Below are 18878 nucleotides of genomic sequence, written 5' to 3' on the forward strand. Positions count from 1 at the left end.
CCGAAGCCCGATTGAGTGAGAGCCGCTTAGCTAATGCCCAGGAGCTGTTGGATTGGACCGATGCCGAAGAACACCATAAAGGCCGCTGCAACCACCCAGAGCAGCGGGTGGATCTCTTTGGCGCGGCCCTGGAAGGTCCGGATGATCACGTAGGAGATGAAACCCGCGCCCAGGCCATTGGCGATGGAGTAGGTGAAGGGCATCAGGATGAAGGTGAGGAAGGCCGGAATGGCGATGCCCCAATCGGACCAGTCGATCTTTCCGACCTGGGAAACCATCATGAAGCCAACCACCACGAGCGCTGGTGCCACCGCTTCGAAGGGGACCAAGGAAATCAGCGGAGTGAAGAACATGGCAATCAGGAAGAGTGCACCGGTCACCACCGAGGCGATGCCGGTGCGGGCGCCTTCGCCGATCCCGGCACCCGACTCAACGTAGATCTGATTGGAGGAAACCGAAGCGCCGCCACCAACAACCGCGCCGATCGCGTCAACCAGTAGCACTCGATTAACGTCCGGGATATTGCCCGCTTTATCCACGGTGCCGGCTTCATTGGCCAGGCCAACCATGGTGCCCATGGCATCGAAGAAAATGCTGAGCAGAATAGAGAAGGCTAGTAGGGTGGCAGCCACCCCGCCAAGATGGATGAAGGCACCAAACAGATCGACGTGACCAATGATGGAGAGATCCGGAAGCGAAAAGTTCTTTAGCTCCGGAACCACCAGGGACCAACCGAGCGGATTGCTCACTTTACCGTCAAAGCTGGGGCCGATCTTGAAGATCAGTTCTAAAACATTGGCCAGGATGGTCGCTGCAACCACGCCGATCAGAATTGCTCCGCGAACTTTGCGGATCACTAAGACAATGGTCAATGCTAGGCCAACTACGAAGACCAGGGTGGGCCAGCCAATCAGCTTGCCATCGAAGCCAAGACCGACCGGAACAGTGGTGCCCGCGACGTCGGGGATGCGGCGGACGAATCCGGCGTTAACGAGCCCGATCAGTGCAATGAACAGGCCAATGCCCACCACGATTGCGGTCTTCAGCCCTTCCGGAACGGCCTTAAAGACCGCGGTTCGAAAGCCGGTGAGCACCAAGATCAGCATGGTCACACCGGAGACCATGATGAGTCCCATCATGTCGGCCCAAGTGAGTCCGGGATGCGAGGCCACCGTGACCGCAACGAAGGCGTTGACCCCGAGGCCGGTGGCCAGTGCAAAGGGATGTCTGGCCCAGGCACCCATCAGGATGGTTAAGATGCCAGCCACCAGAGCAGTTACGGCGGCCACGCGCTCACCGCCCAGCAGTGCGCCGCTGGAATCTTTACCGCCCAAGATAAGCGGGTTCAGCACCACAATGTAGCTCATGGCGAAGAAGGTAGCCAAGCCACCACGGATCTCCCGGGAAAGATTTGATCCACGTTCGGAGACTTTGAAGTAACGGTCGATTGCGGAGGGTAAAGACGCCATGGAACGATCCTAGCGTCAAGTCCAGCGGCTCCGCCGGGGATGACCCACAACGATCACAGCGCGGATGACGTAGCGTAGGAGCATGTCCGTTTTGAGCCCTGCCGCCCCCCATCGTTTGCCGATCCGGAAGCTGCTGGCCGCCGTCGTACTGACCGTGGGAGTCGTCTTGGCGCTGCTGTTGCCCGCGGGTGCCGCAAGCGCGCATGATGTGGTGGAGCAGACCTCTCCGGCCAATGGCTCAACCGTGACGGTGATGCCCACGGAGCTCACCATCTCCCTAAACAACACTCCGGCGGCAATTGGCTCGAAAATCGAGATCAAGGACGTCGGCGGTCAGAATTGGGCGCAGGGCGACGTTTCGGTGCTCGATAGGGTGGCCAGTATTCAGCTGAAGTCGGGAGCGCCCGCCGGTCAGTACCTGGTGAACTGGCGGCTGGTTTCCTCCGACGGGCACCCGATTGAGGGCACCTTCGGGTTTACGGTGAGCACGGGAGTGGCTGGTTCGACGGCGGGCTCCGGGGCAACGCTGGGCACCCCGGCTCCGGTGAGCACTCCACAGGCTCAGGAGCAGAGCACAAGCACCGGTGGTTTCCCTTGGTTGATCGCGATTGCCGTAGCGGTTGCCTTGGTCATCCTGGTAGCGCTGCTGATCTTCGTACGGAGGCTGCGGAAAGGTTCGGCCGAGTAATCTTGGTCAGGCTTAATCTCAGGTCAGGCCTAGGCTCGAATCAGGCCAGGGCGTTCTGCCGTAATTGGCTCTGAGTGCTGATCGCCTGGCTGACGTTCTTCGCCTGGCGCAGGATGTCCTTGGTGCTGGGCAGCAGCGCATCGCCAACACCCACCAAATAAAGCCCCAGGGCGTGTAGTGCGTTTACTACGTCCTTGCCGATGGAGATGCCTAGCGAAGCCAGGAAACGGCGTAGCTGGCTCTGGGCACAGCGGGTTAGCACCACGTTTTCGGCCAGCAGCACGCCCTCCGAGGTGCGGATTACCCATTGCTGCGGCTTCTCCGGGTCAATGCTCAGCTCGGTAGCCTTCGCTTGAGTGCGTACATCGAGGCTATGGCTAGAGGCGTAATGCCGGAGCACCCGGAGGATTTCGCCGCGTTCCGCAAGGCTCCCAGGCTCCGCAAGTTCGGCTTTGCGGGCCACCGGCTCAACGCCGAAGAGTTCCAGCTGATCCACCACAATAGACTCAACGCCCTGCCTACTCAGCTCACTGGCCACGGCCAAGCCGGAAAGACCCGAGCCGATCACCACCGTGGTGGTGTGTTCCATCTGAGCAGTGCCAAGCGCGCGAGTCATGGAATGGTGCCTCCCCATGGGCCTCCCGAAGGTATCCCATTAAGTTGAATGCTGAGCTACTTCCCTGGGCTGTAAGACACGGTCCAGAGGGGCGTTCGTGAAGACACCCCCCCCGGGGTCCGCACTGTTTCGAAGCCTACAGAACTTCTCTAGTCCTGGATAGACCTCTGGCAACTCTGCTGACTGGAGAAAATGCCGACTGTCCCAGTCAGTAGAGTTATGACTTCTCGATACCGACGGCACGCTGTCAAGCATCCTTGACGGGTTCTCGGGAAGCGTGAATAGTGAAAAGTAAGTAGTTCGCCGACCACGATGAAGGGACGGACCATGAGCGAGTCAAAGCAACCCGAAGGCGCCGCGGAGACCCCGCAGGGCAAGGAACTCCAGCCGCCAACCGGCATTGTGGTGGGCGTGGACGGCTCGGATCACGGTAATTGCGCTCTGATCTGGGCGGCACGCGAAGCCCAGCGGCGGAAGAGGCCTTTGCACCTGGTAACGGCTTATTCGGTGCCTATCTTCGCGGCTTCCGGCCTCGACGGTGGCTTCGCCACCATCGACGACAGTGTGATTCGGCAGGGAGCCGAAATTGTGCTGGAACAAGCCGTGAACAGCCTGGCTGAGTACGATCTTGAGCTGGATGCCCGGGTGGAAGCAGGAGACGCGTCCGGGGTGTTGCTCGAAATGTCTGAGACCGCGGAGTTGCTGGTCTTTGGCTCCCGCGGACGTGGCGGCTTCGTGGGGCGTCTGCTCGGTTCGGTTTCCTCTGGTCTGCCGGGCCACTCTAAATGCCCCACCGTGACGGTTCCGCTCAAATGCGCTGCTCGATTAGGTGCCGCTGAGAAGCCCGAGGGCACGAAGCTGGTGGAGTCCACGGTTATTGTCGGGGTGGACGGTTCGGAACGGGCTCGTTACACCGTGCTGGTCGCAGCGGAAGAGGCGGAGCGTCAGGGACTGGCGCTCCGAGTAGTGTGCGCTGTGCCGCCCTATTCGGGGGCAATGACATGGTTGCCTGCACCTCTGGACCGCCAAGGCATGCTTGAGGACGTTAAGGTGCAACTGGCGGCGGGTAGCGCCTGGCTGCAGAGCCATTTCCCGAAGCTGAAAATCACTGCCGATGTGCTGGACGGGCCGCCGATTGAGATTCTGATCGGCGCGAGCGAGGTCTCCGAACTCCTGGTCCTGGGCACGCGCGGCCACGGTGGTTTTGCCGGAATGCTCCTGGGCTCAACAACCGATGCCGTGCTACACCACGCCAAGGGCCCCGTTATGGTGGTCCCGGAGCATGACGACCCGCGATTGGCGGATCGGGCCAATTTCGGCCCGATGCTCAAGGAAATCTAAACCCCGGCTGCGCCGTGCGTTCAGTACCGAGTCGCTCAGTATCGGGCGGCGTAACCGTACAACGCCATACCGGACATCCAGCTCAGTGGCGTGACGGCAATGCCATCGCTCGGGTTCAGGGCCTGAACCACCTGGCCGTTGCCGATGTAGATTGCCACATGTGTGAAGAAGCCGGATCCGTTGTCGTTGAAGGCCAGGATGTCTCCGTAGCGCATCTGAGAGAGCGGAACCCTAGTGGGTGCGTTCCAGAACTGATCGGAGCCGCCTCGAGGTAGGTTTACGCCGACCGAGCGGAAGGCCGCCCAGATCAAGCCGGAGCAGTCGTAGCCGACCGGCCCGGTGCCGCCCCAGACATAGGGGCCGCCAACCTTAGACATTGCGAACGAAACCATGCCACTGATGTTCACCCCAGAGCTTGGCGGTGTGGTGACCGGCGGGGTGGTAACAGGGGGCGTCGTGACCGGCGGGGTCGTGGTGACTGGTGGCTTAGGGGTGGTGGGCTTCGGCGTGGTCACCGGAGTCTGCGGTGTTGTCACCGGAGGATTGACAACGGCAGGCTGGTTATTGACCGGATTCGAGGTCACCGGATTGCTCGTCGCCGGCGGCGTAGGAGCAGGCTGCTTCTTCGACGCTTCGATCAGCGCGGCCAGGCGGGCTGCTTCCTTCTGCTGCTCCAGCCCGGTAATTCGGGCGCTTTCCAAAGCGGCCGTAGTGTTCTTCAACGTGGCCAGTTGCCCAATCAGGACGGTGCGCTGTTGCTGGTTCTTAGCGATCAGGGCATTTTGGGCGGCTACTGCAGCATCCGCCTGAGATTTCGCTGTCTCGGCAGTTTTCGCTGCCTCGTCTGCGGCCTGCTGAGCCTGTGCCGCGGCGTCCTTGAGGGCGCTCGCCGTGGCGGCGGTGGACTTGGCGTCGTCAAAGGTCTTGCTGCGGTTGGCGCCGAGCATTGACAGGGTAGAAGCCTGGTAGAGAACATCGCCGGAGCCTCCGGTGACGAATGACTCAATGCTGGGGTTCAACCCACCGGTCTTGTAGATGGTACTGGCCAACTGACCGACCGCATTGCGAGCCTTGTCCGAGGTTTTGATGGCGGCGGCGGCTTTAGCCTGGGCGTCTTTCGCGGCGCCCTGTTTGTCCTGCAGGGTGACCAGCGCCGTGGAGTAGGCGTCATTGGTTTTCATGGAAGCCGTCATGGAGGTTTGCAAACTTTGATTGCCCGAGTCGATCAGACCCTCGATCTTGCCTACCTCGGCGCTCGTCGAGGCTTGATTCTTTTTCGCGTTAGCAATGTCCTGCTGGGAGGGGATCTCCGGTGCTGCGGGCAGACTGCCCGGCGTTTGTGGGAGTGGCTGGGCGTTAGCAGGTACCGAGCTAACTCCCAGGACTAAGGACGTACTTGCCGCTAGCACCAGACCTGTGGTCAACCAGCGTTTCATCTTCGCACTCATTCAAAGCCTCACCTAGCGATTAATGGATGAATGCAGGCAGCAGCATTCACACAACAATCACGAGGCTACGTGGTCAAATGTCACTTTGGCAACACTGGTCACATCTTTAACATAAACAACACTGGTGTCATTTAGCTGGCAGCGACACGGCGTGTCGCGAATATTTTCTGCGCTTTATCCCCAGCCCAGTTCGTGCAAAGTTCGGTCGTCAATACCGAAGTGATGAGCGATTTCATGCACCACCGTGATCAGCACCTGCCGCACCACTCCCTCCCTGCTACGGCACAGATCGAGAATCGGCTGTCGATAGATGCAGATTTTGTCGGGCAGGGAGCCGATGCCCGACCATTCGGTGCGTTTAGTCAGCGGCACGCCTCGATAAAGGCCGAGCAGGATGAGGTCGGGGTTTTGGCCGGGCCGGGGCTGATAGCGCTCCTCCACCACGATGGCGACGTTGCTCAAGTAGGCGGTGAACTCGGCTGGGATTTGCGCAACGGCGTCGTCCACTGCCGCTTCAAACTCAGCCAAGCCCATTTCATAGCGGCCGAAGTGAGGCATTCCGGCGAGCGGATCAGTCATCACCCCAGCCTAAGCGCCTATTTCTTGCCTGCGCTCCGAATGCGGGTCAAAGCCACTCCGGCCAGCGCCACCAACCCGCCAATAAAGCCCCAGAGCGTGGGGATCTCGCCGAGCCAGATCCAGGACATCAGAACCGTAATGGCGGGGACAGCGTAGGTGGAAGCGGAAAGTCTGCCAGCATCGAAGCGGGAAAGTGCGTAGGCCCAGGTGGTAAACGCGATTGCGGTGGGGAATATGCCTAGGTAGATCACCCCGAGGGTGCTTGCTACCGGGGCCGAGGCTACTTCTGAAACTAGCTGCCCGGAAAAGGGTAGACAGCAGAGGGCCCCAATGCCGGTGCCTAGCCAAGTGGCATGCACTGCGCTGATTGATCGGAGCACCGGTTTCTGCACAATCACGCTGAGCGCGGCGAAGACCGCTGCGAGCAGACACAGCCCCACCCCTAGTAGGTCCACGCTGCTTCGCTGACCCGAGCCCAGCGCGATCAAGGAAATTCCGGCCAGTGCTACGAATCCACCAATGATCAGCCAGCGCGGGAAGCCTTCTTTGAGGAAGATTCCGGCAAAGATGGCGATCAGGATCGGAGCCACATTGATGAGCAGCGCGCTGGTGCCAGCATCGAGGTGCTGCTCGGCGGTGTTCAGCGCCACGTTGTATCCGGCGAACCACATGAACGAATAACTCACGATAGCCAAGCCGCTACGCCAATTGAGCCAGCCCTGAGGCATTTTGCGCAGCGTGGGCACGGCAATGAAACTCAACGCCAGGAAACCAACTAATAGCCGGCCAAGGCTTAGGGGGCCGGGGGAGTAGCTGGCTCCGATCACCCGGATGCCCACGAAGGCGGAGGCCCAGAGCACTAAGGTAACGACGACGGCGGCAATCGCCCAGGTTTGCGAAGGCTTAGCCGGGGTTTCGGTTGCGGTGTGTTCGATCATGGCGTGTTTCACTACTCCAAGCTACGACTCCTCGGTGGCCAAAGCTGGCGGTTTCCGGACACCTCTTGTCCTGATCTAATCGTTGCGCTGTCACCGGCGGATACTTCTGTGATGGACTCGTTTTTAAGTTGGTTTGGCGGATTCAGCTCTTAGGCCCTATAGTTTTAGAGGTCCACTTCGGGAAGCGATCGGGAAGCCGTTCGTCGAATTGTGTCCGATGCCCCCATCGTCTAGCGGCCTAGGACACCGCCCTTTCACGGCGGCGGCACGGGTTCGAATCCCGTTGGGGGTACGCATGGGAAATGGCTGGTAAGCTGTAACTCTTGCAAAAAGCAAGGCCCTGTAGCGCAGTTGGTTAGCGCGCCGCCCTGTCACGGCGGAGGTCGCGGGTTCAAGTCCCGTCAGGGTCGCTAGGTTCCTTGAAGAAGGAATCCGGTGCACTATTGATGTTTAGCACCAAGGCTCTGTAGCTCAGTTGGTAGAGCGTTCGACTGAAAATCGAAAGGTCACCGGATCGACGCCGGTCGGAGCCACCGTATTTAGTGGGAAGTAGGTTTACGCCGTTTCTGAGGTGTAGCCCCATTCTGATTCTTTAGAATGGCTGTCCAAGGAACGTATCTCTTCTTATTCTTGGTTCTTCCACGTTCCTATGGAATTTCACTCTCCCGGCTACAAAAGAACGTCACAAGTTGGAGACGATGGGAGAGTCGCACGAACTTAGGGTCGCCATTACAAGCAGCCCGGAAGATCGCCCAGAACCTTGAATCTTTGCGGAGCATCAATACCGGACGAGAACCACTCCGGCTGATGTGAAGGTACGGATGTTAAGTGTTGGCGGTTCAATAGAGACCTGGTGTCGGGTTTTTAATTTTGGGTGCCGTTGCGGCGAGGGTGATGAAAATAGCTGCTCCAAGTGAATACCACCAAACCCCGGCCCCGACGGCGGAGCCTCCCCTTGAAGTCAGGACGGCCGTCACGAGCCAGACTCCCAGAACTGACGAGCCCAACAGTAACGCAATGATTCGGGTGAATTTGATAGCCAACTGACTCTTTGTCTGTCTAATCAGCGGAATGAGACTGATGATTGCTGCCGTGCACGTCAAAAGCAAGAGGACAAAGCAAGCCATGAGTGCGATGCCTAAAGGATCTCCGTCAACTTCTTGACCAAGTGTGGTGGGGGCGGTGGCTAGAGAGACATCAGGCACGGAATGGTCCTTCGGGCCCAGATAAGGCAGAAACATGCCCATCAGCAAAACTGTGACACAGAGTGACGCCGGAATATAGAGGTACAGAAGTCTTTCTACGCGGTCGATACGCTCTTTGAGCCGGGTGTATGCGTGGGCGTCCTTCGCCTCGGAGTTGTGTTTGCCTTGGGGTGCAGTAGTCATTGGATGTCCCTCTCGAGTAGGTGAGGTGTAGTTGAGAGGCATCCGCGGTCGAAAGCACGCCCGAAGTTGGGGACTCTCACGTAGGGAATTATATAGTTGGGTGAATAAACCAGAGCCCTGTGTTGGTCGTTACGGCCGGGATTTTGATGAGATCATCTGTGTTTCTTCGAGACTATTTCGATTCCAGGGTGTTCAGAACCCACCTCAAGATTCGTAAGGGACCGTCCAAGGTTGGCGACCCATTTGCCCTATCTTCACCCTTGTTCCGTCCGCGCCTTCGTAACCGCGCTTTACGTTCCCGCCTATCACTATCACTATCACCTTTCACGCGGTGCGGGATGACGACATGCCGCGCTCAGCATCTTGCAAGATTCTTCCGAGGGGACAACTCGAGGCTGAAACAAAGGGCTTCAATCGGAGCTCCTACGGTGAAGATCAAAATGATTATCAGATAGACCCGGGATGGACCGAAAGGGCTCCGCAGCCAGTGACCAGCATGGAGGTGATCGCCAAACTGTGACGAATCTAACTGTCTGCTTGATCGGCCCTGATTTAGAGGGCGCTGAGACGTTTTTTGCGGCTTCGAGAAGAACCTGATTAAGCTCAATGTCGCTTTTTTTGACTTCAGGCGCTATCCTATGATTCTTGGGGGAACGCAGGGAACGATTTTGCCAGGGCTTTGCAGTGCTGCGTGGGAACAGCACAGGCAGGCCCTGATGTTTGCAGTATGGGGACCAATACCACCAAGCTCGTTATTCGCACCGTGGTATTCGGTCAAAGGACATGTTTATGCTGGCTTATTTATCGTCGTCGTTTTCCGGTCAGAGCAAGGCTGCCCAATTGAGGCGCCTCTTGGCGATGTTCATCATCACCGTACTCTTTGTCGGGCCGCTGCCCATCATCTTGTCCTCGGGCGCAAACGCGACCACCCCGGGCACTCCAGGAGTGACCCAAGCGGGCACCCCGGTCTACACCGAGAATTTCTCCAACCAAAACGCTTCTGCGTCGGCAATCAATATCCTGGACTACACAGGTGGCGCCGCGGCAGGCAATATGACCTATACCGCAGACCCGCAGTACACTCCGGGTGGCGGTCAGTGTAATGGCTGGATTCTCAATTCGACTACTCCGCTGGAGGGCTCCGATCCTGGCTGTTTGAACAATCAGCCATCAGGCTGGGCTTCGATTCAGCAGATGGCGATCCAGCTTGGTTTGCAGCAAGGGCAGACCGCGGCCCAGGCCGCCAACAACCAGGTGTTGTCGGAGTACACCAACAGCCCGTCCGGGGACATTGCAGCCGGTACCGAGTTTCAAACGGCAAGTTCCAGTTCTATCCCAGCGATTCCTGGACACTACTACGCAGTCTCCGCCTATTTCGCGGAGGTCAACTGTTTTGCACCCAATGCGAGCGAAACGTTCAGCCTCATTATTAACGGGACCCCCACTGTCCTCAGCACCGGGCTCAATCCTTGTACGAGCAGCGACCCGTCCGTGCAGGTTAAGAAACTGCAGTCTGCGGCTTATCAGATTCCGGTAGGAACCACGGCTTCGCTCGGTTTGTCGCTCTATAACGCCACCGCGACCGGTAGCGGTAACGATGTGGCTTTTGACCTTCCGCAGATTGTTGATGTGACTCCGCAGTTGGATAAGTCGTTTAGTCCGGCTTTGATTGCTCCTGGGCAGACTTCTACGGTGACTTTGACGGTTACTAATACGAGTGATCTCGCCGCGAAAAGCGATTGGGGTATTACGGATGCGTTGCCTGCGGGCGTGGTTATTGCGCCGACTCCCGCGATTGGTGGCACCTGTGCTCAGGTGACGGGTGCGCCTTTGGTCAGGACGGGGGTTGCTGGTTCTGGGACCTTCACGGTTACTGGTGGTGATTTAGCAGCGGGGCAGGCCTCTTGTACGGTCACTTTCAACGTAACGGCTGCCGCAGAGGGTACTTATACGAACGGCCCGGGGAATATCACCACTAATCTGAACCCGCCGTCGAATGCGACGTTGGTGGTCAAAGCTCCTCGGATTACGCTCACTAAGGCTCTTGGCACTTCCCGGGCAGCGGCGGCTGATCAGTTCACCACACAGATCCGCACCGGCTCGGCGGCTGGACCGGTGGTCAATAGCACCCTGAACTCGACGACTACTGGTTCTGGGTCAACGGTGACCGCTGGTACTGGTACTACGGGTGTTTTGGTTGCTTCGGCGGCGACCCCGTATTTTCTGACGGAAGCTGGTGCTAGTGGGGCTAATCTGGCTGCTTATAGTCAGACGATTACTTGTACGGACTCGAATGGTTTGCAAACGGGTTTGCCGAACGGGGCTACCTTCAATGGATCGCTCTCTATTACGCCGGTGGCTGGTGCGAATATCAGTTGTGTACTGACTAACAGCGCCCTTCCGGTGCCGAATATCAATATCTCCAAGACTGCTGGAACCGTTACGGGCCCGGCGGCGAATGGTGATTACACCGCGAACTACACGGTCAAGGTCACGAACTCGGGCGCCGTGGCGGGCACGTATGGTTCCTTGACGGACACTCCTGCTTTTGCTGCGAATCTGCAGGCAACCGCAGCCAGCTGGACCTCTACTGGTACAGGGGCTGCTCCTGCAGGTTCAGCCGTGGGCGCTGGTCCTTATTCCTTGGCACCTGCTGGAACGAGTATCGGTATCGGTGTCACCCACACCTATAACGTTGCTGTCACTTTCCATTACACGAACACCACCCAAGCAGTTGCTTGTGCTGGTCCGGGTACCGGACTGTATAACTCGGTATCCCTGCCTGCTGGACAGGAACAAGGATCGACTGCAGATAACTCGGCCTGTATTACTCCGCCTGCCCCGCCCGCTCCCGCAGTGTCCTTGGTGAAGTCGGTAACTGAGACCGCGTTGACCGGTCCTGGCCAGGTTTTGCATTATTCGTTCGTGGTGAAGAACACCGGGAATGTGACGTTGGCTCCGGTGACGGTGGCGGAGACTGCGTTCTCCGGTACAGGTACTGCTCCGGTGGTGACCTGCCCGGCGGGTGCCTCTTCGTTGGCTCCAGGCGCATCGGTGACCTGTACGGCGACGTACACGGTGACGCAGGCTGATTTTGACTCGGGTCAGGTAACCAATACCGCTGTCGCTCATGGCACCCCGCCTACCGGGCCGGTGGTGGACTCACCTCCTTCTTCGGCCGCGGTACCCGGCACAGCCAGCCCATCTATCACTTTGACCAAGACCGCCGATGCCAGTGCTATCACCAGCCCGGCTCAGGTAGGCCAGCTGATTACCTATCACTTCACCTCGAAGAACACCGGTAACGTGACGTTGACCGGCGTCGTTATCAATGACCCCTTGGCCGGTTTGTCAGCTCTGACCTACACCTGGCCGGGAGCCGCTGGCACTTTGTTGCCGGGTCAGACGGTCACCGCCACTGCTACGTACGCGATCACTCAGGCTGATATCAATGCTGGGCATGTGGCGAACTCGGCGACAGTGACCGGTAACCCTCCGAGTGGTCCGCCCGTGACGGCGACTGCAAATACGGATACTCCGCTGCCACAGGGCTCGGCGATGACGTTCAGCAAGACGGCTGATGCCTCGGCGGTGACTTCTCCGGCCGTGGTTGGCCAGGTGATTACTTATCACTTCACCGCGAAGAACACCGGTAACGTCACGCTGACCGGCGTCGTGATCAATGATCCGCACGCCGGTTTGTCCGCACTGACGTATACCTGGCCCGGTACCGCTGGTACTTTGCTGCCCGGTCAAACGGTCACGGCGACGGCGACTTATGCGATCACCCAAGCTGATATTAATGCGGGTCATGTTGCCAATAGTGCGACGACGACGGGTACTCCGCCGTCAGGTCCTCCGGTCACTCCTCCGCCGGGAACCACGGACACCCCGCTGACTCCGAATGCCAGCCTGTCCTTGGTGAAGTCGGTAACTGAGACTGCGTTGACCGGTCCTGGCCAGGTTTTGCATTATTCGTTCGTGGTGAAGAACACCGGGAATGTGACGTTGGCTCCGGTGACGGTGGCTGAGACCGCGTTCTCCGGTACCGGCGCGGCCCCGGTGATTACTTGTCCGGCGGGTGCCTCTTCGTTGGCTCCGGGCGCATCGGTGACGTGTACTGCGACGTACACGGTGACTCAGGCTGACTTTGACTCGGGTCAGGTGACCAATACTGCTGTCGCTCATGGCACTCCGCTTACCGGGCCGGTGGTGGATTCCCCGCCGTCGTCTGCCGCGGTGCCTGGCACTTCTGCTCCTGCAATGACGTTTAGCAAGACTGCTGATGCGTCGGCGGTGACTTCTCCTGCGGTGGTTGGCCAGGTGATTACGTATCACTTCACCGCGAAGAATACCGGTAACGTGACGTTGACCGGTGTCGTGATCAATGATCCGCACGCTGGTCTATCTGCACTGACGTACACCTGGCCCGGTACCGCTGGTACTTTGCTGCCGGGTCAAACGGTCACGGCGACCGCGACGTATGCGATCACTCAGGCTGATATTAATGCCGGTCATGTTGCCAATAGTGCGACGACGACGGGTACTCCGCCGTCGGGTCCGCCGGTGACGCCTCCGCCGGGAACCACGGATACTCCGTTGACGTCTAACCCGGCGATGACGTTCGCTAAGACTGCGGACTCCTCTGCCGTGACGTCTCCTGCCGTGGTTGGTCAGGTGATTACGTATCACTTCACCGCAACGAATACCGGTAACGTGACGCTGACGAATGTGGCGATCACTGACGGCCTGGCTGGTTTGTCTCCGCTGGTTTACACCTGGCCGGGTACGGCTGGTACCTTGCTGCCGGGGCAGTCGGTCACGGCGACCGCTACCTACGCCATTACGCAGGCTGATATTAATGCCGGTCACGTGGCCAACTCTGCGACGACGACGGGTACGCCTCCGTCGGGTCCGCCGGTGACGCCTCCGCCGGGAACCACGGACACTCCGTTGACACCCGGTGCAGCGATGACGTTCTCCAAGACGGCTGATGCGTCGGCGGTGACTTCTCCGGCAGTGATTGGCCAGGTTATTACCTATCACTTCACTGCGAAGAACACGGGTAACGTGACGTTGACTGGCGTTGTGATCAATGATCCTCATGCTGGTTTGTCCGCGTTGGCGTATACCTGGCCGGGTACTGCTGGTACTTTGTTGCCGGGTCAGACGGTGACGGCGACTGCGACGTATGCGATCACGCAAGCTGATATTAACGCGGGTCATGTGGCCAATAGCGCGACGACGACGGGTACGCCGCCGAGTGGTCCTCCGGTGACTCCTCCGCCGGGAACCACGGATACTCCGTTGACGTCTAGCCCGGCGATGACGTTCTCTAAGACTGCTGATGCCAGTGCTATCACTAGCCCGGCTCAGGTTGGTCAGGTGATTACCTATCACTTCACTGCGAAGAACACGGGTAACGTGACGTTAACCGGCGTCGTGATCAATGACCCTCATGCTGGTTTGTCTGCGTTGACGTATACCTGGCCCGGTACTCCTGGTACTTTGTTGCCGGGTCAGACCGTGACCGCGACTGCGACGTATGCGATCACGCAAGCTGACATTAACGCGGGTCATGTGGCCAATGCCGCGACGACGACGGGTACGCCGCCGAGTGGTCCTCCGGTGACTCCTCCGCCGGGAACCACGGATACTCCGTTGACGTCTAACCCGGCGATGACGTTCGCTAAGACTGCTGATGCGTCGGCGGTGACGTCTCCTGCCGTGGTTGGTCAGGTGATTACCTACAACTTCACTGCGAAGAACACGGGTAACGTGACGTTAACCGGCGTCGTGATCAATGACCCGCTGGCCGGTTTGTCTGCACTGACCTACACCTGGCCTGGGGTTGCCGGTACCTTGTTGCCGGGTGAGGTGGTCACAGCGACCGCTACCTACGCCATTACGCAGGCTGATATTGATGCCGGTCATGTGGCGAATGCTGCGACGACGACTGGTACGCCTCCGAGTGGTCCTCCGGTGACTCCTCCGCCGGGAACGACGGATACTCCGTTGACACCCGGTGCAGCGATGACGTTCTCCAAGACCGCTGATGCGTCGGCTGTTCAGAGCCCCGCGGTTGTTGGTGACCTGATTACTTATCACTTCACTTCTACTAATACCGGTAACGTGACGTTGACTGGCGTCGTGATCAACGACCCGCTGGCCGGTTTGTCAGCTCTGACCTACACCTGGCCCGGTACCGCTGGCACTTTGTTGCCTGGGCAGTCGGTCACCGCGACCGCTACCTACGCGATCACGCAGGCTGATATTAATGCGGGTCATGTGGCGAATGCTGCGACGACGACGGGTACGCCGCCGAGCGGTCCGCCGGTGACGCCTCCACCGGGAACCACGGACACTCCGTTGACCCCCGGTGCAGCGATGACGTTCTCTAAGACTGCTGATGCTTCGGCAGTGACGTCTCCTGCGGTTGTTGGCCAGGTGATTACGTACAACTTCAGCGCGAAGAACACGGGTAACGTGACGTTGACCGGTGTCGTGATCAACGATCCGCACGTTGGGTTGTCGGCGCTCACGTACACCTGGCCCGGTACTCCCGGCACGTTGTTGCCGGGTGAGACGGTGACCGCGACGGCGACGTATGCGGTGACGCAGGCTGATATTAATGCTGGTCACGTGGCCAACTCTGCGACGACGACTGGTACGCCTCCGAGTGGTCCTCCGGTGACTCCTCCGCCGGGGACCACGGATACTCCGTTGACGTCTAACCCTGCAATGACGTTTAGCAAGACGGCTGATGCTTCGGCCGTGACGTCTCCTGCAGTGGTTGGTCAGGTGATTACCTATCACTTCACTGCGAAGAACACGGGTAACGTGACGTTGACTGGCGTTGTGATCAACGATCCGCACGTTGGGTTGTCGGCGTTGACGTATACCTGGCCCGGTACTCCTGGCACTTTGTTGCCGGGTGAGACGGTGACCGCGACCGCTACCTACGCGATCACCCAAGCGGACATTAATGCTGGTCACGTGGCCAATAGCGCGACGACGACAGGGACACCACCGTCGGGTCCGCCGGTCACGCCTCCGCCGGGAACTACAGATACCGCGTTGACGTCTAATCCTGCAATGACGTTCAGCAAGACTGCGGACTCCTCTGCAGTGACGTCTCCTGCCCAGGTGGGTCAGGTCATTACGTACAACTTCACGGCAACGAATACGGGTAACGTGACGTTGACGAATGTGGTCATCAATGACCCCTTGACTGGTTTGTCGGCACTGATCTATACCTGGCCGGGTACGGCTGGTACTTTGTTGCCGGGCGGGACGGTGACTGCGACTGCAACGTACGCGATCACGCAGGCTGATATCAATGCCGGTCACGTAGCGAACAGCGCGACGACGACGGGTACGCCTCCGAGTGGTCCGCCGGTCACGCCTCCGCCGGGAACGACGGATACTCCGTTGACGTCTAATCCTGCAATGACGTTCGCTAAGACTGCTGATGCTTCGGCAGTGACGTCTCCTGCCGTGGTTGGCCAGGTTATTACCTATAACTTCACGGCAACCAATACGGGTAACGTGACGTTGACTGGCGTTGTGATCAATGACCCGTTGACTGGTCTTTCACCGTTGACCTACACCTGGCCCGGTACTGCCGGTATTTTGTTGCCGGGTGAGACGGTCACCGCTTCTGCGACGTATGCAATCACGCAGGCCGATATCAATGCTGGTCATGTGGCGAATGCCGCGACGACGACGGGTACGCCGCCAAGTGGTCCGCCGGTCACTCCTCCGCCGGGAACGACGGATACTCCGTTGACGTCTAATCCTGCAATGACGTTCGCTAAGACTGCTGATGCTTCGGCAGTGACGTCTCCTGCCGTGGTTGGCCAGGTTATTACCTATAACTTCACGGCAACCAATACGGGTAACGTGACGTTGACTGGCGTTGTGATCAATGACCCGTTGACTGGTCTTTCACCGTTGACCTACACCTGGCCCGGTACTGCCGGTATTTTGTTGCCGGGTGAGACGGTCACCGCTTCTGCGACGTATGCAATCACGCAGGCCGATATCAATGCTGGTCATGTGGCGAATGCCGCGACGACGACGGGTACGCCGCCAAGTGGTCCGCCGGTGACTCCTCCGCCGGGAACGACGGATACTCCGTTGACGTCTAACCCCGCGATGACGTTCACTAAGACTGCTGATGCGTCGGCGGTGACGTCTCCTGCCGTGGTTGGTCAGGTGATTACGTATCACTTCACCGCTACCAATACGGGTAACGTGACGTTGACGAATGTGGTCATCAACGATGGTCTCGTTGGGCTCTCCCCGCTCACGTACACCTGGCCGGGAGTAGCTGGCGCGCTAGCACCCGGTGAGGTCGTCACCGCGACGGCGACGTACGCCATTACGCAGGGCGATATTGATGCTGGTCATGTGGCGAACTCTGCGACGACGACTGGTACGCCTCCGTCGGGTCCGCCGGTGACGCCTCCGCCGGGAACCACGGATACTCCGTTGACGTCTAATCCGGCGATGAGCTTCGTCAAGACGGCTGACGCTACCGCGGTACATAACCCGTCCCAGGTTGGTGACGTGATTACGTATCACTTCACGGCAACGAATACGGGTAACGTGACGTTGACGAATGTGGTCATCAATGACCCGTTGACTGGTTTGTCCGCACTGACCTATACCTGGCCGGGAGTAGCTGGCACGCTAGCACCCGGTGAGGTGCTGACGGCGACTGCGACGTATGCGGTGACGCAGGGCGATATTGATGCCGGTCATGTGGCGAATGCTGCGACGACGACGGGTACGCCCCCGAGTGGTCCGCCGGTGACGCCTCCGCCGGGAACCACGGACACTCCGTTGCCGTCTAATCCGGCAATGAGTTTCGTCAAGACAGCCGATGCCAGCGGCGTTCAGAGCCCCGCAGCGGTGGGTAACCTGATCACCTATCACTTCACGGCGACCAACACCGGTAACGTGACGTTGACGAATGTGGTCATCAATGACCCGTTGACTGGTTTGTCTGTACTGACCTATACCTGGCCGGGTACTCCTGGTACCTTGGCTCCGGGTGAGGTGCTGACGGCGACTGCGACGTATGCGGTGACGCAGGGCGATATTGATGCCGGTCATGTGGCGAATGCTGCGACGACGACGGGTACGCCGCCGAGTGGTCCGCCGGTGACGCCTCCGCCGGGAACCACGGATACTCCGTTGCCGTCTAATCCGGCAATGAGCTTTAGCAAGACTGCTGACGCCAGTGCGGTTCAGAGCCCGGCAGTGGTCGGTGACCTGGTGACTTATCACTTCACCGCTACCAACACCGGTAACGTGACGTTGACCGACGTCGTGATCAATGACGGTTTGGTGGGGCTTTCCCCGTTGACCTACACCTGGCCGGGAGTAGCTGGCACGCTAGCACCGGGTCAGACGGTCACCGCGACTGCGACGTATGCCATCGCTCAGGCTGATATTGATGCTGGTCACGTAGCTAATAGCGCGACGACGACTGGTACGCCTCCGAGTGGTCCTCCGGTCACGCCTCCGCCGGGAACGACGGATACTCCGTTGACTCCGGCACCTGCCATGACGTTCAGCAAGACTGCTGACGCCAGTGCGGTTCAGAGTCCGGCAGTGGTCGGTGACGTGGTGACCTACCACTTCACCGCGACCAACACCGGCAACGTCACCCTGACGGGTGTCGTCGTCAATGACGGCTTGGTCGGTTTGTCACCGTTGACGTACACCTGGCCGGGAGTAGCTGGCACGCTAGCGCCCGGTGAGGTGCTGACGGCAACGGCGACGTATGCGATCACGCAAGCTGATATTGATGCTGGTCATGTGGCGAACTCGGCCACGACGATGGGTACTCCGCCCGCCGGTCCGCCGGTCACTCCTCCGCCGGGAACCACGGACACTCCGTTGACCCCTGCGCCGGCAATGACATTCGTAAAGACCGCTGACGCCAGCGGTGTTCATAAGCCTGCGAAGGTTGGCGACGTGATCACCTATCACTTCACCGCGAAGAACATCGGCAACGTGACGCTCACGAATGTGTCGATCACGGATCCACTGGTCGGCCTTTCGGAGCTCAGCTACACCTGGCCGGGAACGGCAGGAACCATGCTTCCGGGGCAGACCATGACGGCGACTGCGACCTATGCGGTCACTCAGGCTGATATCGATGCCGGGCAAGTGACGAACATTGGCACCATTGTGGGGATGTCTCCGAATGGTTCGAAGGTGACTCCGCCGCCGTCGAAGGCTGTGGTCCCCTTGACTCAGCCAGCTCCAAACGTCCTCCAGCAATTGGCGTACACCGGTGCGAGCTTAGTGGCTCTGCCGATTGCGCTCGTGCTGGTCCTGGGTGGCATCTTATTCCTGGTGTTTGGGCGAAGGAAGCGTTCAAGGCACTAACCCAGAG

Annotated in this window: 10 protein-coding genes and 3 tRNA genes; 6 read left to right on the forward strand and 7 right to left on the reverse strand. The window is 59.1% G+C overall.

The features are described 5' to 3' along the window. Positions 1–26 precede the first annotated feature (26 nt). Positions 27–1469, reverse strand: coding sequence for an NCS2 family permease (locus FHU41_RS11680; protein ID WP_179389826.1), 1443 nt, complete (start codon positions 1467–1469; stop codon positions 27–29). Between the two features lie 82 nt (positions 1470–1551). Here FHU41_RS11680 and FHU41_RS11685 point away from each other — a divergent pair, with 82 nt between their 5' ends. Next, a complete protein-coding gene (locus FHU41_RS11685) occupies positions 1552–2157 on the forward strand; it encodes a copper resistance CopC family protein (RefSeq protein WP_179389827.1) in 606 nt (201 codons plus the stop codon). Between the two features lie 40 nt (positions 2158–2197). Here the strand turns inward: FHU41_RS11685 and FHU41_RS11690 are convergent, their stop codons facing one another. Both FHU41_RS11690 and FHU41_RS15525 read right to left on the reverse strand, forming a co-directional pair. Then, positions 2198–2773 carry an FAD-dependent monooxygenase gene (locus FHU41_RS11690; protein WP_179389828.1) on the reverse strand — a complete coding sequence of 192 codons (576 nt, stop codon included), beginning with the start codon at positions 2771–2773 and terminating at the stop codon, positions 2198–2200. Positions 2774–2812: 39 nt separating this feature from the next. Next, positions 2813–3028, reverse strand: a complete 216-nt coding sequence (locus FHU41_RS15525; protein ID WP_425503303.1) for a D-arabinono-1,4-lactone oxidase — start codon at positions 3026–3028, stop codon at positions 2813–2815. 72 nt (positions 3029–3100) lie between these two features. Between FHU41_RS15525 and FHU41_RS11695 the strand changes: the two genes are divergently transcribed. After that, positions 3101–4114 carry a universal stress protein gene (locus tag FHU41_RS11695; protein ID WP_179389829.1) on the forward strand — a complete coding sequence of 338 codons (1014 nt, stop codon included), beginning with the start codon at positions 3101–3103 and terminating at the stop codon, positions 4112–4114. Between the two features lie 35 nt (positions 4115–4149). Here FHU41_RS11695 and FHU41_RS11700 read toward each other — a convergent pair whose 3' ends face one another. From FHU41_RS11700 to FHU41_RS11710, 3 genes are all read right to left on the reverse strand, one after another. Beyond that, positions 4150–5562, reverse strand: coding sequence for a C40 family peptidase (locus tag FHU41_RS11700; protein WP_179389830.1), 1413 nt, complete (start codon positions 5560–5562; stop codon positions 4150–4152). 174 nt (positions 5563–5736) lie between these two features. Next, entirely contained in the window at positions 5737–6141 is a 405-nt protein-coding gene (locus FHU41_RS11705) for a metallopeptidase family protein (protein WP_179389831.1), read from the reverse strand. A gap of 17 nt (positions 6142–6158) precedes the next feature. Further along, a complete protein-coding gene (locus FHU41_RS11710; protein ID WP_179390428.1) occupies positions 6159–7079 on the reverse strand; it encodes a DMT family transporter in 921 nt (306 codons plus the stop codon). Between the two features lie 219 nt (positions 7080–7298). Here FHU41_RS11710 and FHU41_RS11715 point away from each other — a divergent pair. The 3 genes from FHU41_RS11715 to FHU41_RS11725 all read left to right on the forward strand — a co-directional run bounded on the left by FHU41_RS11715 (position 7299) and on the right by FHU41_RS11725 (position 7612). After that, positions 7299–7371, forward strand: a tRNA-Glu gene (locus tag FHU41_RS11715). 44 nt (positions 7372–7415) lie between these two features. Continuing rightward, positions 7416–7489: transfer RNA gene (locus FHU41_RS11720), tRNA-Asp, on the forward strand. 50 nt (positions 7490–7539) lie between these two features. Beyond that, a tRNA-Phe gene (locus tag FHU41_RS11725) sits at positions 7540–7612 on the forward strand. A 306-nt stretch (positions 7613–7918) separates the two neighbouring features. On the opposite strand, the gene FHU41_RS11730 is transcribed toward FHU41_RS11725, so the two are convergent. Beyond that, the gene (locus FHU41_RS11730) at positions 7919–8467 is read right to left on the reverse strand and encodes a hypothetical protein (protein ID WP_179389832.1); all 549 of its coding nucleotides are present in this window, start codon (positions 8465–8467) and stop codon (positions 7919–7921) included. 789 nt (positions 8468–9256) lie between these two features. Here FHU41_RS11730 and FHU41_RS11735 point away from each other — a divergent pair. Then, the gene (locus FHU41_RS11735; protein WP_246279604.1) at positions 9257–18871 is read left to right on the forward strand and encodes a DUF7507 domain-containing protein; all 9615 of its coding nucleotides are present in this window, start codon (positions 9257–9259) and stop codon (positions 18869–18871) included. The last annotated feature ends 7 nt before the right edge of the window (positions 18872–18878 follow it).

Source organism: Psychromicrobium silvestre, from assembly GCF_013408295.1.
Taxonomy (GTDB): Bacteria; Actinomycetota; Actinomycetes; order Actinomycetales; family Micrococcaceae; genus Renibacterium; species Renibacterium silvestre.